This is a genomic window from Bacillus sp. 5mfcol3.1 (genome assembly GCF_900114335.1).
Classification (GTDB): domain Bacteria; phylum Bacillota; class Bacilli; order Bacillales; family Bacillaceae_G; genus Bacillus_A; species Bacillus_A thuringiensis_S.
Map to the genome: position 1 here is coordinate 1,153,922 of NZ_FOST01000001.1, position 21,609 is coordinate 1,175,530.

The window sequence follows — 21,609 nt, forward strand, 5'->3', positions numbered from 1 at the left end:
AGACTTATGTACAAAGTTGCATTTTTTGATGTTGACGGTACGCTTTTAAGCGAGATTGATAGAAGTATGCACGAAAGTACAAAAGAAGCGGTACAAAGATTAATAGATAAGGGGATTCACGTAGTTGTTACAACAGGGAGACCATATAGTTTATGCTCACAATTTAAGGGGCTAGGCATAAAAACGTATATTTCTGCAAATGGTGCACATATAAAATGTGGGGAAAAAGTTATACATAAATCAGTACTTTCAAGCGAAATCGTTCATGATATTTCAAATTTTTCTGAATTACATGGTCACAGTGTTTCTTACTTTACAGAAGAATTTGCAATGAATGATATTGCCTCCAAAGATGAACGTGTCATACGAGCGTTAAATGAAACTTTAAATTTAGAGCGGTATCCTGACAAAGTTAAAAACTTGTCAGATGAGATGTATTGCATATGTCTGTATGCTGATGAAGCAGAAGCTCAAAAATTCATTGAAAGATATCCAGCACTTACGTTTGACCGTTTTCATGGTTACGTTATGAATGTATTGGAAGATAGTAAAGTATCGAAGCTAACTGCAATTCAAAAAGTATTGGAACATTTAAATATTAGTAAATCAGAAGCCATTGCTTTTGGTGATGGTGGAAATGATATTGAGATGTTGCAGTATGTAGGATTAGGAGTTGCGATGGGAAATGGTGGAGAGGAGTTGAAGAGAAGGGCTGATTTCGTTACAACGAAGGCGAGTGAAGGCGGAATTTCTTATGCCTTAAAGAAGTTGCACATTATTTAAAACGGATAGCTAGTCAGTGTGAAAAATCCTGTTTTAATAATAGGATTTTTTTGTTCAACAATGTGCTTGCAATAAAAGGAAAAATATGAGTATAATGAGAAAGTAATTAGGTAAGCTAATCATTTAATGAGAAAGGAGAGTGAAGATGAATGGATTCAAGAAAAGATTCTCTTCCTTTAGGGATTGAGCCGTACGCAGAGTTAATCAAAAAGACAGCATCAGCGGAAACGGATCCAATCGCAGCAAAACTTGGTTTGTTAATGTTATGGACGTCTGATAATGTTCTTGATGCGGTTGACGTAGATTTAGCTCCGCTTGGTATTTCAGAGAGTAAATTAGATTTTTTACTATTGTTTATTTTGCGTGAAATGGAAGCGAATCGGGAAGAGGTGAACATGAGTCCTTCGGATATTGCGAGTCGATTAGGGATTACACGTGCTTCTGTCACTGGCTTATTAGATTGGATGGAGAAACGAGAGTTAATCGTAAGATTCCACCATTCTGAAGATCGAAGAAGATTAAAGGTGAAAATTACTCCGAAAGGAAAAGAACTAGTTACACATTCTTTACCAACTTTTTGGTTATCTTGCGCTTCGTTAGTTGATGGCTTTAATCAAGAAGAGCGTCAAGTTTTAGAAAAGTTATTAAATAAAATGCAAACAACTATGCAGGTGAAATTAGGAGAAGGTAGGTAAATAAGTTGATTATGAAGATCAACTTATTTATTTGGACATATAATTAGCTTACCTTATTATATGCTTAACTAACTTTATGAACGGTGATAATTTTTGCTATGTAATTAAAATAAATAAGAGTTAAAGGAATGCTATTTTAGTAATTTAGAGAGTTTAAACTAATAAAAACAAATCGTAATAAGGGAGAGAGTTTATGATGGAAATAGGAAAGGAAGTAAATAGTGAAAAGAATTATACAATAATGACAGCAGTATTATGTTGGTCGGGTATGGTAGTTATGTCTAGCCTATATGTAACAATACCTTTAATCTCTCTATTTTCAAACATTTTTAATACGTCATTAGCACAATCGGCAGCTACAGGAAGTATATTTTCTGTTGGCTTTGCTATAGGGTGTTTGTTATTTGGGGCAATTTCTGATAAATATGGACGAAAAAAAGTGATTTTTATTGGATTGCTTGCACTGTCGATTGTTTCTTTTTGCTTAGGGTTTGTAGATAGTTTATTTTGGCTTGTTATTTTTAGAGGTATACAAGGGATAGCAGCAGCTACATTTTCTCCAGTAGCGCTAGCCTACGTTGTAGAAATGTTCCCAGTAGAAAGAAGGGTTACAACAATAGGATTTGTTAGTACTGGTTTTTTAGTAGCTGGAATTGTAGGGCAGGTAATAAGTACTGCTGTTAGTCAGCATTTTGGATGGCATATGGTTTTCTTTCTTCTTAGCATTGTCTATATAAGTACTGCTATATGGGTTTATTATTCTCTTCCGAAAGGAGAGACGTCTCAATCCTATACTGATATTTTGGGGCCAATTAAACAGATGGGTAAAGTTTTTACAAATAAAAGCTTAGTATTAAGCTATATAATTGCATTTGTTTTATTAATGGCTTTTGTTAATATATATACTGTTTTAGGGAATTATTTGAGCTCTCCTACTTACAATTTAACTGCAGAACAAATTCTTTATTTTCGCTTAGCGGGGCTATTTGGTATGTTGCTGTCACCGCTTGCAGGTCGTTTAACGAAGAGGTTTGAAGTAAGAAAAGTTCTTCAGGGAGGATTGTTGATCGCTATTTTTAGTCTAAGTTCAATGGGATTTGTTTCGTATCTATCTCTACTTGTAATGATGAGTGTCTGTTTTGTAATAGGTATTGCTATATCCGTTCCGTCTTTAGTTTCTCTTGTAGGTCAATTAGGAGGGAAAGCGAGGGGAATAGCGGTATCTATTTATACTTTTATTTTATTTTTAGGTACTAGTATAGGACCTATCATTTCTATTTATCTAATGAAAATAGGAGGGTATGCTCAAACATTTATTTTATTAGGAATGCTACTTTTTATTGGTTTTGTAGCTTCTCTATTTATAATTAATGAATAAGTGGAAAATCACTCAAATAAAGGAATGCGAGGATCTTTCATATGCTCACATAATAAAAGATGAATTTGTCCACGATGATGATAAAAGTGTGCAACGATTTCAAGTAACCATTCAAAGCGCGAATAAGAAATACCCCAATAGGCAGTCATAACTTCTGCTAATTCTATTTGGGAGTAGGAAAGAAATGTTTTGGAGAGAAGGTTGTATCCTTCAATCATCGTTTGTTGCATTTGAGCAACTGTTACGGGCGTATGTTCTATATAAAAGGTATGTAATTCTTTTTCTGGAATACCATTTAAAATGAGCAAATCAGCATGACAAATAAGAGAAAGATGTGTACACATTTCAAATAATGATCGTTTTGAGTGAATCGGTTGTATTTTTAAATCGTTTTCACTATATTGGTTAAGCATATAAATAGAAGTATCAATAGCAACTTTTAGTTGATGTAATGCAGATTGAACAAACATTGTAATTCTCCTCGTCTCCGTATATAATAGTTTCTTGAGGATATTATATCATACTCAAAATTCCGAAAATTCTAGTAGTTTGACTAGCATAATGAAAAGTATTATATTGTAAAAGGTCATATGAAACGTGAAATAGAATGGAATGCAATTATTGAGTTAGGAGTTAGACCAATGAGTTTGAAATATGGAAGAGATACAATTGTAGAAATTGACTTAAATGCTGTAAAACATAATGTAAAAGAATTTAAAAAACATGTAAATGATGAAGAAATTAAGATGATGGCTGCTGTAAAAGCGAATGGGTATGGCCATGGGGCAGTTGAAGTTGCCAAAGCTGCAATTGAAGCTGGAATAAATCAACTTGCAGTTGCATTTGTAGATGAAGCAATAGAATTAAGAGAAGCAGGAATTACTGTGCCGATTTTAATTTTAGGATACACACCAGTAGCGGCTGTAGAAGATGTAATTCAATATGACGTTATGATGACTGTTTATAGAGTAGAAGATTTACATGGTATAAATGAAATTGCAAACCGTCTTCAAAAGAAAGTACAAATTCAAGTGAAAATTGATACAGGAATGAGTCGTATCGGTTTACAAGAAGAAGAAGTTAAACCATTTTTAGAAGAATTAAACCGTATGGAGTATATAGAAGTAGTAGGGATATTTACGCATTACTCTACGGCAGATGAAATCGATAAATCATATACGAATATGCAAACAAGTTTATTTGAAAAAGCTGTTAATACAGCGAAAGAATTAGGAATTCAAATACCATATATTCATAGTTCAAATAGTGCAGGATCAATGGAATTAAGTAACACATTTCAAAATATGGTGCGCGTTGGAATAGGAGTGTACGGTATGTATCCATCAAAAGAGGTGGATCATTCAGTCGTTTCTTTACAGCCTGCGTTGTCGTTAAAATCAAAAGTGGCTCATATTAAACATGCGAAGAAAAATCGTGGTGTAAGTTATGGGAATACGTATGTAACAACTGGTGAAGAATGGATTGCGACTGTACCAATTGGTTATGCTGATGGTTATAATCGTCAATTATCTAATAAAGGCTATGCGTTAATTAACGGGGTTCGAGTACCTGTAATTGGCCGTGTTTGTATGGATCAGTTAATGTTGGATGTTTCAAAAGCGATGCCAGTACAAGTAGGAGACGAAGTAGTATTCTACGGTAAACAAGGTGAAGAAAATATCACAGTAGAAGAAATAGCGGATATGTTAAGTACAATAAACTATGAAGTTACATGTATGCTAGATAGAAGAATTCCGCGTGTTTATAAAGAAAATGACGAAACAACTGCAGTTGTAAATATATTAAGAAAAAACTGAATCATTTAGATTCAGTTTTTTTATTTTTGGCAAGTGAAAAATGCTCTATTTGTACCGTACGATTGAATATTTTTAAAACCTACAGATTGTAATGCATGAGTAATTTCGTCTTTAGTGTAACATGTTTCTTTAAAAGAAAAGTCACTTCTTTTCCAAATATCATTTGTATCACGTGTAAATAATATGAAATTCATTTCTGCTTTTTTGTTTTTATTATCAAATGTAGAATCAATCGTACAAACATATTCTTTCTCTGAAATATGAAACGAAGCAATCCAGTTTTCAAGAAATCCTTTTTCCATATTCATATCAAATGCGAATATACCCTCGTTATGTAATACGGAGTAAACGTTGTGAAACACACTTTTTAGTTCATCTAAATTCATAATATGGTTTAAACTATCACCGGCAGAGATGACGTAGTGGAATTGCTCATTTATATTGAAATAGCGAGCGTCATCGACGAAAAAGGTTGCATCTGGCGCATTTTCACTTGCATATTCAATCATTTGAGTAGAACCATCTATACCAGTTACTACAAAATTATTATCAAGTAGTTTCCTTGTAAGATGACCAGTCCCGCAACAAAGATCTAAAATATGAGAACGTGGTTGTGCATATTGTAAAACGAGTTTTTCAAAAGCTAGATAGGAGTGTTCGGCAAAATTTCCCCAATGTTTATTATAAATAGATGCGAAAATATCGTAATCAGAATAAATAAGTTTTTTAGACATAAATATTCTCCGTGCTATTCATTAAATTATAATAGTCATGCTTCGTTTTAATTTTAAAACCACATTGTGTATATAGTTTTAAAGCATGGTTATTTTTCGTTTCGACGTCTAATTCAATTGTTGAAGTTCCTTCTGTAATAAGGGTATGTACCATATAACTAAGAATATCTTTTCCATATCCTTTACCTTGATAAGAAGGGTGAACGGCGAATCCTGATAGTGTAGTAGATTGTTCTTGCTCAGTAACTGTAATTGTTCCAATAGCTTTTTCGTTAATAAGAGCACTGTAAACTTTATGAGAAGGTGAAGCCATCATTTTTTGTAACCATGTAGCCGTATTGTCTACTGAATCACCAAAAGCTGTACTAGAAATTTCAATAAGGTCAAGAAGTGATTCTGAAGTTGCAAGAGTAAGCTGTATATTACTTTCTGTTGTTTTTTGAATTTCGTTTGTTTTGAACTCCATACTATATTCACTATATAAATACGGTAACTTCATATGTTTTACAAATTCATTCCCAGAAATAGAATCCCCATTGATAATAAGAAGAGCTTCATCTGCCTCTCTATTTTGTATTTCTTTCATTGCAGTTTGTAAAAGGGTAGTTCCGAAACGTTGTTTTCTAAAATGAGGATGTACAAAGCCTATTAGTTCAAGCTTTGTTGGTCTTTCGAAATCATACATATTTAAAGTGCCAATTAATTGAGTACCGTTATAAAGAAGAAAATCGTTTATATGATCTTCATTTCGATTTTTTAAAAAGTTGATATGTAAATCTGAAGAGTAATCAAGATTGTCTTGTTGCCCGCAAATATAAGCCAAATCCTTCATTTGCTGTATTTCACTTTCTGTTACAGAACGCTTTTTCTGAATATCCATTGTATACTCCCTCTCAATTGTATTTAAAAATAGGATGGGTGACTTAACCATTCCTTTAATTCCACACTACCTTGCACAGATAACAGTCGGTATAAATAACGATATGGTCGTCTACATTCTTCAAGATGAGGAATAGGCATAATTGTTTCGTAACCACTTTTAAAGGCATGTGCTTCTTTTTCGGTAAGTACATATTCTAGTCCGATAAAATCAAACTCTCGCGGGGCAACCGCGTAAGCTTCAGTATCTACTAAACCCGTAATAGTTGTACCGTCATATAAAATTGGGTAGGGTCCATATCAAGTAAGACGAGTGTAGCTTCTTTTGGTACGGACAGGGAAGAAAGCTGTGATTCAAAGGTAGGAAAAGCATTTTGTATGCTTTCATCATCGGAATAAAACATATTCACAAGCTCTTTACTCACGTTTAAAATATGTGATTGGAATTCATCTAGTGGAACTTGGAACGTGCCTGACGGATTTCCTATAAAATCGGCTTTAAACTTATGTATTTCTGCAAGTCCTTTTCCTAGGCTAAATAAAATAGAATCTGGTTGCTCGATAAAAGATTGAACTGTGTTACCTACTAACTTTTCGACCACCACAAATTCACGGCCATTTAAAACATGTTTTTCTAATATTGTTGGGATAGGAAGATTCGTATGTTCTTGCAGCAATGTATGTACAGTTTCTAAATGATGGACGTTCCTTGGATCAATTCCAAATAGATTTTTACATCCCCACCAAAAATCATTATTTGGTTCTTCATTCATTTTAGAAGTACGAACGATAACTTCTGTATCTTCTGTTTGAACGAGAAAAACATCACTTGCATGATCTTCATAACCTGGGTGCAAGGCCTGAACGGATAGAATAGGTGAATTGAATAGTTGTTGTAGCATGAAAAGACTCCCTTTTCTGTAAATTCTATAAATTCATTATATAACAGATGATGTGTTATGAGGATAAAGATAAAAAGATTGAAAGCATAGTTACATTTATAGCGAAAATTCATTAAAAACATTATATTTCTACATTTTTGTGTGAATTGTCTAAAAGTATAGTAGTAAGACTTGAATGTAAGACTCATATCTTTAAATCTATGAAGAGTAAAAGTAAAATTAAGCATTCATTTATAAGATTGTGAATCAAAATAATGTAGACTATAGAAAATATTTCTCAATAATAAAATGAAGAGAAAAGCATGAAGAAGTAGAATGCATTCATTTATAATAGACTTAAATTAATTAATATAATTAATTGTTAACTTTATAAGATTGACTGGATAGGAGAGAATATTATGGCAAATGTACTCGTAATAAATTTCCCTGGGGAAGGTCATATTAATCCGACTTTAGCTATTGTAAGTGAGTTAATCCAACGAGGAGAAACAGTTGTTTCGTATTGTATTGAAGATTATAGAAAGAAGATTGAAGCAACAGGTGCAGAATTCCGAGTGTTTGAGAATTTTCTCTCTCAAATTAATATTATGGAACGAGTAAATGAAGGTGGGAGCCCTTTGACGATGCTATCTCATATGATTGAAGCATCAGAGCGTATTGTTACTCAAATTGTAGAAGAAACAAAAGAGGAAAAATATGATTATTTAATATATGATAATCATTTTCCAGTAGGACGTATTATAGCGAATATTTTACAATTACCAAGCGTTTCATCTTGTACAACGTTTGCTGTTAATCAGTACATTAATTTTCATGATGGGCAAGAATCGAGACAAGTAGACGAAATGAATCCATTATATCAATCTTGTTTAGCGGGAATGGAAAGATGGAATAAGCAGTATGGAATGAAATGTAATAGTATGTATGATATTATGAACCATCCTGGTGATATTACGATTGTATATACTTCAAAAGAATATCAGCCGCGTTCAGATTTATTTGATGAATCGTATAAATTTGTAGGTCCATCAATTGCTACTCAAAAAGAAGTGGGGAGTTTTCCTACCGAAGATTTAAAAAATGAAAAAGTGATTTTCATTTCTATGGGAACAGTTTTTAATGAACAACCTGCTTTGTATGAAAAATGTTTTGAAGCGTTTAAAGATGTAGATGCGACAGTCGTATTAGTCGTTGGTAAGAAGATAAATATAAGTCAATTTGAAAATATCCCGAAAAACTTTAAGTTGTATAATTATGTCCCGCAATTAGAAGTTTTACAGCATGCTGATGTATTCGTGACACATGGTGGTATGAATAGTTCGAGTGAAGCGTTATATTACGGTGTTTCATTAGTTGTAATTCCGGTAACAGGAGATCAGCCATTCGTTGCAAAACGATTGACTGAAGTAGGGGCAGGCATAACACTTAATCGTAACGAGTTAACTTCTGAATTGTTACGTGAGACTGTAAAGAAAGTAATGGATGATGTGACGTTTAAGGAAAATAGTCGTAAAGTGGGAGAGTCGCTTAGAAATGCTGGTGGATATCAAAGGGCAGTTGAGGAAATATTTGAATTAAAAATGAAGCCGTACGTAAAGATTAAATAGATGTTAGAAACACACTTACTTTTAATTTGTAAGTGTGTTTCTAGTATTACGTGTTACATAAAAATAGCGATAAAGGTGAAACTTTTTTTTATATAAATCGATACCTTTGAATTAGTAGTAAAATTACGTTAAAATAATACTAAGAAAATATATAAGTTTTGGGGGTAATGAATGAAGAAAGTATTTGAATACGTATTATTAACAATTGGCTCAATTATAGTAGCAGGTTCATTAGAGCTTATTTTAGCACCTAATGGATTAGTAGATGGCGGGGTAACGGCTATTGCTATTATGGCAAATAAAGTCGCAGGATTGCCGCTTTATGGTGTGTTCTTAGGAATTAATATCCCAATTTTATTATTTACTGCAAAAGTAATGGGAAAGAAATTTTTTATCCGTACATCTTATGCGAATGTAGTTACAACACTCGGATTAATTTATTTAAAACCATTTCCAGCAATTACGACTTCTGAGTTATTAATTGTACTTTATGGTGGAGTGCTGTTCGGAATTGGTGTTGGGATTGTTGTTAAAATGGGTGGAGCAATTGACGGTTCGGAAATGTTAGCAGTTTGGATGAATAAACACTTTAATGTACCGATTAGTACATTTTTACTTGCAGTAAATGCAGTTATTTTCATCTTTGTTGCCATTTTATTTTCAATCGAACAAGCGATGTTCTCATTAGCCATTTTCTATATTGTTACGAAAATGATTGATTTTATATTAGATGGTATAAATCAAGGTAAGAGCGTTATGATTATTTCTGGTAAGAATAAAGAAATAGGCGATTTACTTATGAAAGAATTGCAACTATCTGTTACGTATCTACATGGAGAAGGTGGTTTTTTAGGGGAGCATAAGAGAATCATTTATTGTATTACAAACCGATTCATTTATCCGAAAATGAAAGATCTCGTTCTCTCTGTAGATCCAACCGCTATAATTGAAGCTTCTTATTCAACAGAAACGACTGGTGTGAAACGTCCGGGAAGGAAAGCTAGGTCAGGTGAATAACTAGCAGAAGGCTGTCCAAAAAGTTATTTTGGAACAGCCTTCTTTTTTATTTTGTTGAATTGTTAGTATGTTACAAGTTAAACCCGCTGTTAACAAGTTTCCTTGCAACTAGGGAACCAAGCGTTTTTCAATAATATAGCCAACGTTTCAATTTTATTTTCTGGAATGCTACCAAAACCGAGTAATACGTATGATTCCTTACGTAAATCATTCACGAAATCATATGGAGAAAGCGGGTATAATTTAACGCTTTGTTTTTTAGCGGATTCAATCAGTTCGTTTTCATTCATACTGTTATGGACACATAAAACAATATGAAGTCCGGACTGTTCGCCAAGAATTTGAACATTAGCCCCCATTTCTTTCATAATGGATTTTACTAACGCATGATGTTTTCTTTTATATAGTGTACGACTCCGGTTAAGATGACGTTCCCAATTCCCGCTTTGTATAAAGTTAGCAAAAGCAAGTTGTTGTATTGTAGCGACTGTTTGTTTGAAAATTCCATGCAGTTCTTGATATGTTTTTAAAAGATGTGGTGGTAAAACAACATATCCCATTCGTAAAGAAGGTAAAAAAGATTTTGAGAAAGTCCCCATATAAATAACGCGTTCATTTGAATCAAGACTTTGCAAAGAAGGAATCGGCTTACCAGCGTAGCGAAACTCACCGTCATAGTCATCTTCAATAATGTATCCATTGCAATCATTAGCCCACTTTAACAATTCTGTTCTTCTAGATAAAGGCATAATAATCCCGAGTGGAAATTGGTGTGATGGTGTTACGTATGCGACATTGGCATTTGTGTTATATAAGCTAGAAATATCAATACCTTTTTCATCCAATGGTATGGGATGAATTTGTCTATCACAGCTTTTAATGATTGCGTGTATACGGTGAAATCCAGGGTTTTCAATGCCGTATTCTTTTGTAGGGCCAAGCAGTTGAAGTAGTAGCCAGAGAAGTGGCTGCGTTCCGGCACCGATCACAATTTGATCAGGTGAAGAATGTACACCGCGAGAATGATATAAATATGTTGATATATGCTCTCGAAGAGCGAATTCACCTTGAGGGTCTTCTTTGGCAAATAGTGCATTTTCGTATGTAAGTATGGATTCTTGTAATGCTCGTTTCCAATTTGTAATCGGAAATGTATTTTGATCAATAAGCCCTTGGCTACAATCATATTCGAATTTTTCGTCTATTAAATTGCTCGTCTTCATTGCTGCATTTCGTTTTTTATTTGGGATAACGTCAATATCGAAATTTGCTACAAAAATACCACGTTTCGGTTTACTTTCTACATAACCTTCAGCTAATAATTGTTGATAAGCTGATTCAACAGTGATGCGGCTAATATTAAGTTGTGATGCTAAATTTCTGTGTGAGGGTAGACGTGTGCCAACAGAAATACTCCCTTGTATAATTTCAGCTTTTATATAGTCGTAAATTTGCAAGTAAATAGGTGTGTTACTTTGTAATTGCAATGGGATAGTAAAATCCATATAAAACTCTCCTTTAAAACTGGCCTTATAAAAAATACTTAAACTGTCACTTAAGTAAAGGGCAGTTACTTTCTATAATAATGATATAACATTTAGAAAATTAAATAAATAGTTAGAGGAGAGTTAAAAATGAATGTTAAAGAAGTAGTAACAGAAGAGCAATTACATGAAGTATTACCTGTTTTACAGCAATTAAGAACGAAACTTTCAAAAGAGGAAACAAGCTCTTTATTTCGAAATATGAAAGAAGAAAATTATAAACTATTTTCGCTGCGTAATGAGGAGGATGAAGTTGTTAGCCTTGCAGGTGTAGCGATTTGTACGAACTTTTATAATAAGAAGCACGTTTTCGTATATGACCTTGTAACGGCAGACGCACATCGTTCAAAAGGACATGGAAATGTATTACTTTCGTATATAGAGAACTGGGGAAAGGAAAACGGATGTGAATCTATCGTCCTCACATCAGCATTTGCAAGAATTGATGCGCATCGTTTTTATGAAAGAGAAGGGTATGATAAAGTGAGTTATTCTTTTCATAAAGAATTATAAAAAATAAGAAGAAGTTGTCCCGCAAAAGTTGGGAACAGCTTCTTCTTATTTTTTAAGTTATTATTAAACCGTAAATAGGTTGTAAGTTATGGTATATGTATTTGAAAAGGTTATATAGTGTATTTTGTCGAATTATTTTAATTTAATAAAGAGAATGATTGGAGCGCTTATACTTGAAGAAAATAAAGAAACTATCAATCCCTAATGATGCTAGAGTTATCGTCATATCTGATATTCATGGAGAATTAAATCTTTTAAAAGAAGCACTACATAAAGTTAACTTTAAAGATGAAGATTATTTAATTATTAATGGAGATCTTTGCGAGAAAGGACGAGATAGCGTAGGCGTAGTAAACTATGTTATGAATCTTGTAAAGAACAATTCAAAGGTTCACGTTGTTGAAGGAAATTGTGAAGTTTTAGTTGATGCTCTTCTAAATGAAAATCCTCGTCTTATTAATTATTTATGTACGAGAAAGCATTCGATTTTTAATGAATGGCTAGAGCAATTGGATTTTTCAGTTCATGAAGGCACTTCAATTCGTGAAGTGAGAGAAGCATTGCAAAGTGAATTTTCACAAGAAATACATTGGCTAACGGAGTTACCGACAGCGATTGAAACAGAAGATTATATTTTTGTGCATGCCGGGCTAGAAGATTGAGTAGATTGGAAAGAAACAGAGCGCAAAAATGCGATAGCAATGCCAGAGTTTTTTAATAAATCACATAAAGCAAATAAGTATGTAATAGTGGGTCATTGGCCTGTCGTGAACTATTCTGAAGAAGCACCGTCTAACAATCCAGTTATTGATGAGGAGAAAAAAATTATTGCAATAGATGGAGGAAATGCAATTAAAGAAGCAGGACAATTAAATGCATTTATCATTCAGAGGAAACAAACGGGCGATACGTTTTCTTATACATATGTAGACTATTTTCCAGGGTACGAAGTAATAGCGGATTTTAATGCGAATTCAGAAATGCAGGGCGGAGTGACATATCCGTATTATTACATAGAGCCTATCGAGAAGATGCAAGATTACACAATATGTAAGCAAAAGGAAACAAATAAATTACTCACTGTAAAAAATGAATACATGAAACAACTTGAGTCAGGTGAATATACAGTGAAAACTGATATTTCTTGTGCGCAAATAAGCGTTAGAAAAGGAGAGATCGTTTCTCTCATTGATGGTAGTTGTTCAGGATATGATTTAATTAAAAAAGATGGTGTAGAGGGGTGGATAGAGAAAGGCATTTTGCTTGAGCAGAAATAGGAGGGATGTAACCTCCTATTTTTTATTGCCTATTTTGCGCCTTCGTACTTCAATTAACCTTTTAAATTAGTGGACTGCCTGCTGTCTTTAATAAGTAAATAAATCGTACTCGGTAGAATGATAAGCGTCATTCCTAAAAGAATTGCTAGTATGCCATAACCTCTATAGGGAGCAGAAACGCTAAAAGGAAGTATCGCTAAAAAAATACCTGCTATCATCATTGAAATACTACTAATATTTGAAGCTCTTTTTTCGAGGTGCTTATCATTCCATTCTAATGAAACGGTTGATTTAGTCGTATCAATTTTGGAACTGAAATAACCTATTAATATAAATAAAAGCCCTAATGCTAAAAATATGAAATGATCAAGAGGAAGTGAAAAGCCAAGAGCGATGAGGGCAATGACAATATCGACAAAAAATAAGAATAGTAACATTGTGTTGCCGATCCAATGTAGAAATTTCTGGTTACTCGCTGCTTTAGATAAAGCTAAAAATACAAAGAATAAGAAGGAACATATAATTATATTTACGATTACAAAAGTGCTTTTATCCATTGTTGATGTAGGCGTTCCATTGAAGTCCCATTTCGTAACAATATTTGATGGTAAGAAGAAATATAGAATAATATTTGTCGTAATAATAGTGAGAAATAAAGCAATACTAAATTGATTATTCATTGAATCACCAGCTTTCTAAATCAATAATTGGTATCTTATAACAAAATTATACAATATAATATATGATATTAGTTTTGATTTTTCTGAAAAAATATTATAATTATATATGAAATAAAGGTGAATGCAGGAGGGAATTATGCAAAACGTTGTATTAAAGGGGAAGAAAGTTACAATTCGTACAATAGAAGAATCGGATATAGAAACATTATGGAATATCATATTTAAAGAAGAAAGCCCAGAATGGAAGAAATGGGATGCGCCATATTTCCCGTTCTCAATGCAAGAATACTCTTCCTATAAAGAGAAGATGCAAACTCGTTTGAAAGAAGAACCACTGTCAAATTTAATTATAGAAAATAACGGTCAAATCATTGGGACAGTCGGGTTTTATTGGGAATATAAACCGACGCGTTGGTTAGAGATGGGGCTTGTGATTTATGATCCAACATACTGGAATGGTGGATACGGTACAGAAACATTGACATTATATAGAGATTTGCTATTTGAAAAAATGGAGATTGGTAGAGTAGGAATCACGACTTGGTCTGGCAATGAACGAATGATGAAAGTAGCGGAGAAAATAGGAATGAGCTTAGAAGGTAGAATGCGAAAGTGTCGTTATTATAAAGGAACATACTATGATTCTATTCGAATGGGAATGATTCGTGAAGAATGGGAAGCACTATGTGTAACGAAGGGGTGAGAAAGATTGTACGCTATTATTGCTACATTTGATCGTGTATTTACTAATAAAATTACAGAACTGCAAAATGAATTAACGAATATAATGGGAACAAATCAATTAGCTGGAGTAGAACCTCATATCACGATTGCGGATTATAATGAGTTAGATGTTCATTTGTATACGGAGAAACTAGGGGAGTTTGTAGCTATTCAAGAAAATATGGACGCAGTAACTTTTCCTTCTGTTGGAATTTTTCCTACTAATGGAACGGTCTTTCTAGCACCGATTGTTACCGATGAATTGTTAAAACTTCATCATTCTTATCATGATTATTTTAAAAATTTTCATGACAATCCAAATTCATATTACGTACCGGGAAAATGGGTTCCGCATTGTACGATTGCGAATCATTTGAATTCAACTCAGTTTTTAAGTGCGATGGAGTATATATATGAGAATTTTGATGTTACAACAGCCTCGATTGAAAAGTTAAAATTAATTAAGGTGAATTATGAAAATGGTTCTGCCGTTTCTTCTAGTATATTAGCAGAATGTAATTTAAAGAGAATGGAGACATCGAGATGACATATATAATTAGAGAAATGAAGCAAGAAGACATTCACGCTGTACAATCAGTAGCAAAAATAGCTTGGCATGATACATATGAAGGCATTATTCCAAGAGAAATTCAAGACAGTTTTTTAGACGAGGCATATTCTGATGAAAAAATGAAATATCGTCTTAAAAATACACATTTATTCGTTGCGGAAGAAGGGGGAGAAGTAATAGGATTTGCTAACTTTTCACCTGTTAGACTACAAAATGAAGCGGAATTAGGTGCGATTTATTTGTTACCAGATCAGCAAGGAAAAGGGATCGGAAGTGCTTTATTACAAAGAGGGATTAAGGAATTAAATGGGATACGTAAATTGTACATACATGTAGAAGCAGCAAATGAAAAAGGAAAACGCTTTTATGAAGCGAAAGGTTTTGCTGAATTAGAGCAATTTGAAGAAGACTTTGAAGGACATATGATGCAGACAGTAAGGATGGTTTTATATGTATAAGGAGGACTAGCAATGAAAATTTTTGATTTTAGTGAAAAAGTAGGAAAGCACATATCAGTATTTCAATCTAATTTCATAATGTCGAAAATAGTAAACCATCAAGGAAATGTACATATCGGTGCTATGCGTTTACAAGAGAATGGAATCATCGGTTATCATGAAGCAGTTGTATCTCAACTGCTTCTTATTGTGGACGGAGCAGGATATGTATGTGGGGCAAATAAAAAAAAGATAAAGGTAGAGGCGGGACAAGCTGTGTTTTGGGAGAAGGGAGAGCCCCATGAAACAAGTACAGAACAAGGATTAACGGCAATTGTTATGGAGGCGGAGAATCTTGAACAAGGGATAGTAATGCCTATTATTCCAGGGGAGTTGTGAAAAATGATAATTAAGGCAAATCAAGAAGATACCAATGAAATATTAAAACATACAGCTCAAGCGCTTTTTGAAGGGACGAGAGGAAATTGTCAATTAAGTACCGAGAAAGCGATTGAAATTACAAAGCCGATTGTAGAAAAAGGAGCATTTTATTTAATCATTAAAGAAGAAAATAAAGTAATGGGATGGATATTAATAGGGGAAAATACAGACTATTTTTCTTGTGAAAAACTTGGATTTATATATGAATTGTACGTTTTCCCAGAATATCGCGGGAAAGGATTATCGAGAGAACTGATGGAAGCTGGTATTAAGGAATTGAAGGAGAAGTATTCAGAAATTAGGTTGAATGTATTTACTGGGAACTTTGCAAAAGAGATGTACGAAGAGTTTGGGTTTGTTGAAAGACAGGTAATTATGACTTTGAAGTGAGTATAATAGTCTGAATGAGGGAAGCGAAAGCATGAGAAAAGAAAATGAGTATGTATAAAAGCCGATTTTAAATCGGCTTTTAATTATCGATACATCGTCTATTCTTATATTTTCTATGTTATTGCCATATAGCCTACCTAAAAAGATGGCTCTTATTATTTTTGTTTTAATTTTAGGAGCTATTTCCTTAGGGGCGAATAAAGTGGTAGGACGAATACATAACAAATTTAAACAATAATAAAGTTTGAAAAAGGATAGGGATAATCCACTATTAATTAGGAAAAGAAACGGGATTATACGTTAGAGATGGTTATCGGATAGGTGGTACCATTAAATTGAAGGATTAAGAGAGGGGCATATTAATATGCAATCATTTAAGGCTGGAAAATATATTACATATGTTGCAGTTGTGATACTTCTTATATTTTCTATGTTATTGCCATATAGCCTACCTAAAAAGATGGCTCTTATTATTTTTGTTTTAATTTTAGGAGCCATTTCCTTGGGAGCGAATAAAGTAGTAGGACGAATATATATAAAATTTAAACAAAAATAAAGTTTGGTATAAGGGAGGAGTAATCCAATAATAATACGGAATTCACTTGAAGTTTTGTTGCAAGAAAAAAATTTTTCAGCAATTTAATTATTCATAGGATTTACTTCAAATGTTGTTTTAGAATCCATTTTCAAATTTTTAATGAAAATGGATTAGAACTATTACAGATGCTTAAAAAAGGAGAAATAAACAAATGAAACTATTACCAATTGGAACAGTCGTTAAAATAGAAGATATAGAACAAATTGTAATGATTATTGGAAGAATGGTCATATCAGCAGATAAACGTGATTTTGATTATGTGGGTGTTCCTTACCCAATAGGCTATCTAGGGGATGAAAAAGTATTATGTTTTAATCACGATAAGATTGTAGAGGAAATGCATAGAGGGTATATGACTGAGAGTGAAATAGTTCTACGCGAGAAATTATTAGAATTATAGACTAGTTGGAAAATACGATAGGGGAAAATAATGAGAACCCTTGTAATCATTGGCATACTTATCCCGCCGATACTGCTGTGGAGTGTTCCGGATACTCCTCTAAATGATAAACTATTGTTTACAGGTTTACAACTAACTGTAGGATTCACCACAGTAGTAGCGTTAGAGATTATATTTAAAAATCGAAAAAAGAAGAGGGCAAAATAGAGATAGATTGTATGGAATAACAGCTGAAAATATGTAACATGTATTATTAATCGTTTTACTTGGGAGGTGACCTACTGGTTGCCTCTTTTAACGTTATGCTTATAGTTTTATCTGAAAAAGAAAAAAGGAGCAATCAAGCATGTTTAAACAAGGGCGTATTTTAATGTGTACTTTTACCGCAGTGCTATTTTTTCTCCCTTCTTCTTTCCACAGCCAATGGGAAAAAAGGTTTTAACAGCTATTGTTGCTCTAATTATTGGTGGAGTATGTATTGAGATTTCCTGTTTATTGGAAAATTTCAGTAGCAAGTCGAAAAATATATCTAAATAAGAAAAGAGAATAACGATAAAGCGTTCCTAATTGGTTCAGTTGAAAAGATAAAAGATTTAAATTGTTTTTTTATGTTATAAAAATTAACAAGCGTTAACAAGTAAATGCGTAGTATATCATATAGTAACGGCAAGCGGAGTACATGTGAATAGATATTAGTTAAGAAGAGGCTACTTATAATAGGCAGCCTCTCCTGCGTGTATTATGCATTATTATCGATACATCGTCCACATCCCAATGTCTTTAAACCCTAGTCGTTTATAAATTCGTCCAGCAGCTGGATTGTTATAAAATAAACAAAGTGTTCGGCCTTCTTTCGTAAAGTCTTGAATCATTTTTTGTAATATGAGTGAAGCGTAGCCATTTCCGCGATAATTCGGGTGTGTACATACACCAACTACCATAGCAGATAATGAATTTTCAGCGGAAGTAGAGGCGGATGCGATGATTGCACCGTCTTTTTCAATATAATATGTACGTCCTGTATTTGTTTCGATAGCCTGCCTTAATATTTTCTCTGATTCATTAGTAGTCGGAAATTCAGCGATGTCACTTCTTAATTGCATAATTCGCTCTACATCATCTAGTGTGGCAAGTTTAATTGTTTCTTGGATAGGCGTGCTAGGTAAGTTGTTGTCATTTAGACATTCGCAAAAATACATTTCATTTTTGGCGCCTAATTGTAGACTTGGAGAAGTTTCAAACCTTTCTACAATAGTTGACTTGCCAGAGAGTTTAAGCGGTTTATATGCGGAAAGAAGTGCCTCATAATCAATGGTAACAAAGTCTTCTTTACTATATGGTATAAATGAATCGTGGAATCGGAGTAGAATTGATTTTAATGTCCCATTCTCTTTAAATACTCCCCATAATTCTTGAAAATCTGTGTCATAACCGAAAGCTTCAATATCTCCAATAATAAACAAGTTAATGGCTGCTTCTTCTTTTAGGTAAGCGAATACTTGTTCATGATCTTTCTTTGTTAATTTTCGCATCATAACGAATCGACCTCTTTTTTATTTTTTCTAAATATTACAACTTAAGTTTTTTGAAATCAATATAAAATTTTATGTTTAGTTCACAAACTTTCGGAAAAACTAGGAAAGATATGACAAAGGAGGTTATGAACGGTGGATCATCCAATTCAAGGGTTAATGAAAGCAGCAATGGAAAATTTAAAAGAAATGGTTGATGTAAATACGATTGTTGGAGAGCCTGTTCAAACGGCTGACGGTGGTGTGGTGTTAACGGTTTCTAAAGTAGCGTTCGGTTTTGGAGCAGGAGGTTCTGATTTCCAAACGAATGATGGACAAAGAGCGAACGGTAACCCTGCATTTGGTGGCGGTAGCGCGGGTGGTGTTTCTATTACACCAGTAGCATTTCTTGTGGTGAATAAAGATGGAGTAAATATTCTTCATCTACAAAATGCGACACATTTAGCAGAAAAAATGATTGAATTAGCTCCACAAACAATTGATAAAATTCAATCGATGTTCCAAAAAGAAGAAAAGAAAGAGGGAAATCATCATCCTCAAAACCCAGATGAAATCCTTTAAAAACGCCTGCTTATGAGCAGGCGTTTTTTCTTGTAATCACTATGTAATAAAACACATGAAATTGTAAATAGTTTTTGAAGTTTTTTCTATGTTTCTAAAATTTTTCATGTTAAAATATGCTATAGAATTGAAACATATAAAACGAAGGTGGCTAGGTGCTTTGTCTGGAGGATCTGACCAAGTAAAGAATATGATATATATTAATGGTAATCGTCGAGGTCATTGTTTTATTACATCAGGAATTACGTTTAAAGAGTTTGCGAGTAACATCCCTTCACCGCTTCATCAAGTGTTGCTTTTGAAGCACAACTTTGAATGGACGGATTTTCATTATCATACTTTATTTGAATATGTTGAGGAAGAAAATATACATAAGTTAATTCAAGCAGAGATTGATGAATTTGATGAATTTTGTTGGGTAGATTTTGATGATGCAAGCGATTTAGATGAATTAGAGCCGAAAGAAATTGCAGAATTATTATATTTGGCTCACAAAAAAGAACCACTTGCAAGAACATTCTTTCCGTTACTGAAAAATAGATTTGTTTATTTTTCACATGATGACGGATGGTACAACAAAGTGTATTATCGTAGAATTGCCGATTTTGTAGGAATGTTAAGTAAAGTCATTCCGTATAAACTCGGTGCTTTCGGTAAGAAACGTTTTTCTTTCTTCCAAAAATCAAAAATTTTCCCAGCAATTTCAAAAGAATTGATTATGGGACTTATTCCACTAATGGAAGATGGTCTTTACATAGATCTAGCAGGGAAGATTGAGTCAAGAAGAGGTCTTGAAATTCCGGTATATGTAGTTGGTTCGTATGAAAGTACGGATGAGGTGCTAGATAATATCGATGAATTGAAAGAGGAAGCAACAGAAACAGGTTGGCTCATTTTTGATAAGAAAGAACAAGAGTGGCAATGGGTTGTTGACTAAGAAAACTTGGCGCATGAAGTCAAGTTTTCTTGTCATTTGAAAGGAGTACAAATGAAGAAATATTATACAATTGTGGGTATTGTAAGTATTATTCTCGTGGCAATATTACTTATAACTTGTCCGAAAGAATCAGATTTTAAAGTGTATGTAGAGGATAAGTATGCGTTGAATTGTAATGAGAGTAGTTTTGAATGCACGCAAAATGTAGATGGTAAAAAAGAAAAACTACAATTTGAAAGTACAGATGCACGAAATGGTGTATTCTTTATGACTGTAAAGCAAACATTTAAAACAGAAGCTGGTGTTTCAAAAGAATATAGCGGAGTAGGAATGTTTGGTACATTTCTTTTTGTTTCAGAGAAGACTTTCTAGTAATAGAAGGTCTTTTTTTTATGCTTATGTTCATATAGATGAAGTAAGACAAGCATAGGAGGGATAGCGATGAAGAACACATGTATCGTTTGCGGTGGTGAGGAGTTTTTTTCCTCAACATTATATGCACGTACGAAACAAGATTGGGCATATGCACCAAACATGTATCGGTTTGAAAAAGTATTTATTGAGCATAGGGATGAAGAAAATTATCCAGTGTTTCAAGAAATTACAGCGAAACATTGTTGTGGATGCGGTCATATTATGTTGTATCATGAATGAACACACCAAGTATAACTTGGTGTGTTTTTTTAAAACGCTGACAAAGCAAGCGGATAAAGTAAAGTAAATAAAACAGAAAAACTACCAAAACCAATTGCTGTATATCCAAGTGTTCTTGCTCCGAAATTGACAGCTAATAGGCCAACTAAAATTGCTAGGGAGCCGAGCGTAACTGGATAAAAAGCAATGGAGAATAACGAAAGAAATAAAGCGACATAGCCTACCATTGCGCCGGTATTTGTACCTTCTATTTCATTTGCAATTTCTTTACGCTTATGTCTAATTGGTATGCCAGCTGGTGATATTTCAGCAGCATACTCTTCGTTTTTTTCACCACTTTTAAAATGATGATTTCTCTTTCTTCGCATGTACATCCCTCTCTTTCAATTGGGTGTACCTATAGTATCTTACATAAAGGTAAGAACATGAGTATGAGTTAAACCCAAGTAAAGCAAAAAATGGAGAATACGTATTCCATCGTTAACATATCCATTTCCTATTGAAGATAAAGTGCGGGATTTTTTCCATCACAACTGATT

Annotated in this window: 26 protein-coding genes and 3 pseudogenes; 21 read left to right on the forward strand and 8 right to left on the reverse strand. The window is 33.5% G+C overall.

All coding sequences use genetic code 11. From position 1 onward, the window contains the following. Nucleotides 1-6: 6 nt before the first annotated feature. The 3 genes from BM089_RS06005 to BM089_RS06015 all read left to right on the forward strand — a co-directional run bounded on the left by BM089_RS06005 (nucleotide 7) and on the right by BM089_RS06015 (nucleotide 2,856). Entirely contained in the window at nucleotides 7-783 is a 777-nt protein-coding gene (locus tag BM089_RS06005) for a Cof-type HAD-IIB family hydrolase (RefSeq protein WP_090976268.1), read from the forward strand. A 149-nt stretch (nucleotides 784-932) separates the two neighbouring features. Beyond that, on the forward strand, nucleotides 933-1,478 hold the full coding sequence (locus BM089_RS06010; RefSeq protein WP_090976270.1) for a MarR family winged helix-turn-helix transcriptional regulator: 546 nt from the start codon (nucleotides 933-935) through the stop codon (nucleotides 1,476-1,478). Nucleotides 1,479-1,674: 196 nt separating this feature from the next. Beyond that, entirely contained in the window at nucleotides 1,675-2,856 is a 1,182-nt protein-coding gene (locus BM089_RS06015; RefSeq protein WP_139213216.1) for an MFS transporter, read from the forward strand. A gap of 8 nt (nucleotides 2,857-2,864) precedes the next feature. Here BM089_RS06015 and BM089_RS06020 read toward each other — a convergent pair whose 3' ends face one another. Then, nucleotides 2,865-3,326, reverse strand: coding sequence for a DinB family protein (locus tag BM089_RS06020; protein ID WP_000498006.1), 462 nt, complete (start codon nucleotides 3,324-3,326; stop codon nucleotides 2,865-2,867). 171 nt (nucleotides 3,327-3,497) lie between these two features. On the opposite strand from BM089_RS06020, the gene alr reads away from it, so the two are divergent. Next, nucleotides 3,498-4,673, forward strand: coding sequence for an alanine racemase (gene alr / locus BM089_RS06025; protein ID WP_002093966.1), 1,176 nt, complete (start codon nucleotides 3,498-3,500; stop codon nucleotides 4,671-4,673). A 20-nt stretch (nucleotides 4,674-4,693) separates the two neighbouring features. On the opposite strand, the gene BM089_RS06030 is transcribed toward alr, so the two are convergent. From BM089_RS06030 to BM089_RS06040, 3 genes and pseudogenes are all read right to left on the reverse strand, one after another. Then, entirely contained in the window at nucleotides 4,694-5,407 is a 714-nt protein-coding gene (locus BM089_RS06030; RefSeq protein WP_000038495.1) for a class I SAM-dependent methyltransferase, read from the reverse strand. After that, nucleotides 5,400-6,287 (reverse strand): GNAT family N-acetyltransferase, encoded by an 888-nt coding sequence (locus BM089_RS06035; RefSeq protein WP_090976272.1) that lies wholly within the window; start codon nucleotides 6,285-6,287, stop codon nucleotides 5,400-5,402. Before BM089_RS06035 ends, BM089_RS06030 begins: the two co-directional genes overlap by 8 nt. A 23-nt stretch (nucleotides 6,288-6,310) precedes the next feature. After that, nucleotides 6,311-7,188 (reverse strand): annotated as a pseudogene (locus BM089_RS06040) (nitrate reductase). Between the two features lie 398 nt (nucleotides 7,189-7,586). Between BM089_RS06040 and BM089_RS06045 the strand changes: the two are divergent. Together BM089_RS06045 and BM089_RS06050 are read left to right on the forward strand one after the other, a co-directional pair. Then, nucleotides 7,587-8,795: a macrolide family glycosyltransferase gene (locus BM089_RS06045; RefSeq protein WP_090976274.1), complete on the forward strand. Its 1,209-nt coding sequence runs from the start codon at nucleotides 7,587-7,589 to the stop codon at nucleotides 8,793-8,795. Between the two features lie 171 nt (nucleotides 8,796-8,966). After that, nucleotides 8,967-9,812 carry a YitT family protein gene (locus BM089_RS06050; protein ID WP_000755126.1) on the forward strand — a complete coding sequence of 282 codons (846 nt, stop codon included), beginning with the start codon at nucleotides 8,967-8,969 and terminating at the stop codon, nucleotides 9,810-9,812. Nucleotides 9,813-9,901: 89 nt separating this feature from the next. On the opposite strand, the gene BM089_RS06055 is transcribed toward BM089_RS06050, so the two are convergent. Further along, complete coding sequence (locus BM089_RS06055) at nucleotides 9,902-11,317, reverse strand: MocR-like pyridoxine biosynthesis transcription factor PdxR (RefSeq protein WP_090976276.1); 1,416 nt, start codon at nucleotides 11,315-11,317, stop codon at nucleotides 9,902-9,904. Nucleotides 11,318-11,446: 129 nt separating this feature from the next. On the opposite strand from BM089_RS06055, the gene BM089_RS06060 reads away from it, so the two are divergent. After that, nucleotides 11,447-11,869: a GNAT family N-acetyltransferase gene (locus tag BM089_RS06060; protein ID WP_001101119.1), complete on the forward strand. Its 423-nt coding sequence runs from the start codon at nucleotides 11,447-11,449 to the stop codon at nucleotides 11,867-11,869. A gap of 173 nt (nucleotides 11,870-12,042) precedes the next feature. Then, nucleotides 12,043-13,146, forward strand: a pseudogene (locus BM089_RS06065) (metallophosphoesterase). Nucleotides 13,147-13,199: 53 nt separating this feature from the next. On the opposite strand, the gene BM089_RS06070 reads toward BM089_RS06065, so the two are convergent. Further along, entirely contained in the window at nucleotides 13,200-13,826 is a 627-nt protein-coding gene (locus BM089_RS06070) for a DUF1648 domain-containing protein (protein ID WP_053564673.1), read from the reverse strand. Between the two features lie 136 nt (nucleotides 13,827-13,962). On the opposite strand from BM089_RS06070, the gene BM089_RS06075 reads away from it, so the two are divergent. The 9 genes and pseudogenes from BM089_RS06075 (at nucleotide 13,963) to BM089_RS31865 (ending at nucleotide 17,923) form a co-directional block, all read left to right on the forward strand. Continuing rightward, entirely contained in the window at nucleotides 13,963-14,529 is a 567-nt protein-coding gene (locus tag BM089_RS06075) for a GNAT family N-acetyltransferase (protein ID WP_001181849.1), read from the forward strand. A 6-nt stretch (nucleotides 14,530-14,535) separates the two neighbouring features. Further along, a complete protein-coding gene (locus BM089_RS06080; RefSeq protein WP_090976278.1) occupies nucleotides 14,536-15,096 on the forward strand; it encodes a 2'-5' RNA ligase family protein in 561 nt (186 codons plus the stop codon). Next, complete coding sequence (locus tag BM089_RS06085; protein WP_090976280.1) at nucleotides 15,093-15,578, forward strand: GNAT family N-acetyltransferase; 486 nt, start codon at nucleotides 15,093-15,095, stop codon at nucleotides 15,576-15,578. Before BM089_RS06080 ends, BM089_RS06085 begins: the two co-directional genes overlap by 4 nt. A gap of 12 nt (nucleotides 15,579-15,590) precedes the next feature. Then, nucleotides 15,591-15,956: a cupin domain-containing protein gene (locus tag BM089_RS06090; protein WP_000688071.1), complete on the forward strand. Its 366-nt coding sequence runs from the start codon at nucleotides 15,591-15,593 to the stop codon at nucleotides 15,954-15,956. Between the two features lie 3 nt (nucleotides 15,957-15,959). After that, on the forward strand, nucleotides 15,960-16,388 hold the full coding sequence (locus BM089_RS06095) for a GNAT family N-acetyltransferase (protein WP_000584233.1): 429 nt from the start codon (nucleotides 15,960-15,962) through the stop codon (nucleotides 16,386-16,388). A 364-nt stretch (nucleotides 16,389-16,752) separates the two neighbouring features. Continuing rightward, nucleotides 16,753-16,944, forward strand: coding sequence for a hypothetical protein (locus BM089_RS06105; RefSeq protein ID WP_090976282.1), 192 nt, complete (start codon nucleotides 16,753-16,755; stop codon nucleotides 16,942-16,944). 193 nt (nucleotides 16,945-17,137) lie between these two features. Continuing rightward, on the forward strand, nucleotides 17,138-17,386 hold the full coding sequence (locus BM089_RS06110; protein WP_000771614.1) for a DUF4176 domain-containing protein: 249 nt from the start codon (nucleotides 17,138-17,140) through the stop codon (nucleotides 17,384-17,386). A 30-nt stretch (nucleotides 17,387-17,416) separates the two neighbouring features. Next, complete coding sequence (locus BM089_RS30980; protein WP_090976284.1) at nucleotides 17,417-17,593, forward strand: hypothetical protein; 177 nt, start codon at nucleotides 17,417-17,419, stop codon at nucleotides 17,591-17,593. 139 nt (nucleotides 17,594-17,732) lie between these two features. Further along, nucleotides 17,733-17,923, forward strand: a pseudogene (locus BM089_RS31865) (hypothetical protein). A gap of 212 nt (nucleotides 17,924-18,135) precedes the next feature. Here BM089_RS31865 and BM089_RS06120 read toward each other — a convergent pair. After that, nucleotides 18,136-18,921, reverse strand: coding sequence for a GNAT family N-acetyltransferase (locus BM089_RS06120; protein ID WP_000984744.1), 786 nt, complete (start codon nucleotides 18,919-18,921; stop codon nucleotides 18,136-18,138). 132 nt (nucleotides 18,922-19,053) lie between these two features. Between BM089_RS06120 and ytfJ the strand changes: the two genes are divergently transcribed. The 4 genes from ytfJ (at nucleotide 19,054) to BM089_RS06140 (ending at nucleotide 21,070) form a co-directional block, all read left to right on the forward strand. After that, nucleotides 19,054-19,479 (forward strand): GerW family sporulation protein, encoded by a 426-nt coding sequence (gene ytfJ / locus BM089_RS06125; protein ID WP_000349991.1) that lies wholly within the window; start codon nucleotides 19,054-19,056, stop codon nucleotides 19,477-19,479. 160 nt (nucleotides 19,480-19,639) lie between these two features. Next, nucleotides 19,640-20,416: an oxalate:formate antiporter gene (locus BM089_RS06130; RefSeq protein WP_000014087.1), complete on the forward strand. Its 777-nt coding sequence runs from the start codon at nucleotides 19,640-19,642 to the stop codon at nucleotides 20,414-20,416. Nucleotides 20,417-20,467: 51 nt separating this feature from the next. Next, the gene (locus BM089_RS06135) at nucleotides 20,468-20,788 is read left to right on the forward strand and encodes a hypothetical protein (RefSeq protein ID WP_000761184.1); all 321 of its coding nucleotides are present in this window, start codon (nucleotides 20,468-20,470) and stop codon (nucleotides 20,786-20,788) included. A 69-nt stretch (nucleotides 20,789-20,857) separates the two neighbouring features. After that, nucleotides 20,858-21,070: a hypothetical protein gene (locus BM089_RS06140; RefSeq protein WP_000798747.1), complete on the forward strand. Its 213-nt coding sequence runs from the start codon at nucleotides 20,858-20,860 to the stop codon at nucleotides 21,068-21,070. 29 nt (nucleotides 21,071-21,099) lie between these two features. Here BM089_RS06140 and BM089_RS06145 read toward each other — a convergent pair whose 3' ends face one another. Further along, the gene (locus BM089_RS06145) at nucleotides 21,100-21,438 is read right to left on the reverse strand and encodes a hypothetical protein (RefSeq protein WP_001253201.1); all 339 of its coding nucleotides are present in this window, start codon (nucleotides 21,436-21,438) and stop codon (nucleotides 21,100-21,102) included. Nucleotides 21,439-21,609 lie beyond the last annotated feature (171 nt).

What these genes read in the sequence shown, in the direction of transcription:
- BM089_RS06095 (WP_000584233.1), top strand. Translation starts at nt 15,960, where the DNA reads ATGATAATTAAGGCAAATCAAGAAGATACCAATGAAATATTAAAACAT.
- BM089_RS06105 (WP_090976282.1), top strand. Translation starts at nt 16,753, where the DNA reads ATGCAATCATTTAAGGCTGGAAAATATATTACATATGTTGCAGTTGTG.
- BM089_RS06145 (WP_001253201.1), bottom strand. Translation starts at nt 21,438, where the DNA reads ATGCGAAGAAAGAGAAATCATCATTTTAAAAGTGGTGAAAAAAACGAA.
- BM089_RS06070 (WP_053564673.1), bottom strand. Translation starts at nt 13,826, where the DNA reads ATGAATAATCAATTTAGTATTGCTTTATTTCTCACTATTATTACGACA.
- BM089_RS06055 (WP_090976276.1), bottom strand. Translation starts at nt 11,317, where the DNA reads ATGGATTTTACTATCCCATTGCAATTACAAAGTAACACACCTATTTAC.
- BM089_RS06140 (WP_000798747.1), top strand. Translation starts at nt 20,858, where the DNA reads ATGAAGAACACATGTATCGTTTGCGGTGGTGAGGAGTTTTTTTCCTCA.
- BM089_RS06020 (WP_000498006.1), bottom strand. Translation starts at nt 3,326, where the DNA reads ATGTTTGTTCAATCTGCATTACATCAACTAAAAGTTGCTATTGATACT.
- BM089_RS06045 (WP_090976274.1), top strand. Translation starts at nt 7,587, where the DNA reads ATGGCAAATGTACTCGTAATAAATTTCCCTGGGGAAGGTCATATTAAT.
- BM089_RS06015 (WP_139213216.1), top strand. Translation starts at nt 1,675, where the DNA reads ATGGAAATAGGAAAGGAAGTAAATAGTGAAAAGAATTATACAATAATG.
- alr (WP_002093966.1), top strand. Translation starts at nt 3,498, where the DNA reads ATGAGTTTGAAATATGGAAGAGATACAATTGTAGAAATTGACTTAAAT.
- BM089_RS06075 (WP_001181849.1), top strand. Translation starts at nt 13,963, where the DNA reads ATGCAAAACGTTGTATTAAAGGGGAAGAAAGTTACAATTCGTACAATA.
- BM089_RS06120 (WP_000984744.1), bottom strand. Translation starts at nt 18,921, where the DNA reads ATGATGCGAAAATTAACAAAGAAAGATCATGAACAAGTATTCGCTTAC.
- BM089_RS06085 (WP_090976280.1), top strand. Translation starts at nt 15,093, where the DNA reads ATGACATATATAATTAGAGAAATGAAGCAAGAAGACATTCACGCTGTA.
- BM089_RS30980 (WP_090976284.1), top strand. Translation starts at nt 17,417, where the DNA reads ATGAGAACCCTTGTAATCATTGGCATACTTATCCCGCCGATACTGCTG.
- BM089_RS06010 (WP_090976270.1), top strand. Translation starts at nt 933, where the DNA reads ATGGATTCAAGAAAAGATTCTCTTCCTTTAGGGATTGAGCCGTACGCA.
- BM089_RS06060 (WP_001101119.1), top strand. Translation starts at nt 11,447, where the DNA reads ATGAATGTTAAAGAAGTAGTAACAGAAGAGCAATTACATGAAGTATTA.
- BM089_RS06035 (WP_090976272.1), bottom strand. Translation starts at nt 6,287, where the DNA reads ATGGATATTCAGAAAAAGCGTTCTGTAACAGAAAGTGAAATACAGCAA.
- BM089_RS06005 (WP_090976268.1), top strand. Translation starts at nt 7, where the DNA reads ATGTACAAAGTTGCATTTTTTGATGTTGACGGTACGCTTTTAAGCGAG.
- BM089_RS06050 (WP_000755126.1), top strand. Translation starts at nt 8,967, where the DNA reads ATGAAGAAAGTATTTGAATACGTATTATTAACAATTGGCTCAATTATA.
- BM089_RS06110 (WP_000771614.1), top strand. Translation starts at nt 17,138, where the DNA reads ATGAAACTATTACCAATTGGAACAGTCGTTAAAATAGAAGATATAGAA.
- BM089_RS06030 (WP_000038495.1), bottom strand. Translation starts at nt 5,407, where the DNA reads ATGTCTAAAAAACTTATTTATTCTGATTACGATATTTTCGCATCTATT.
- BM089_RS06090 (WP_000688071.1), top strand. Translation starts at nt 15,591, where the DNA reads ATGAAAATTTTTGATTTTAGTGAAAAAGTAGGAAAGCACATATCAGTA.
- BM089_RS06135 (WP_000761184.1), top strand. Translation starts at nt 20,468, where the DNA reads ATGAAGAAATATTATACAATTGTGGGTATTGTAAGTATTATTCTCGTG.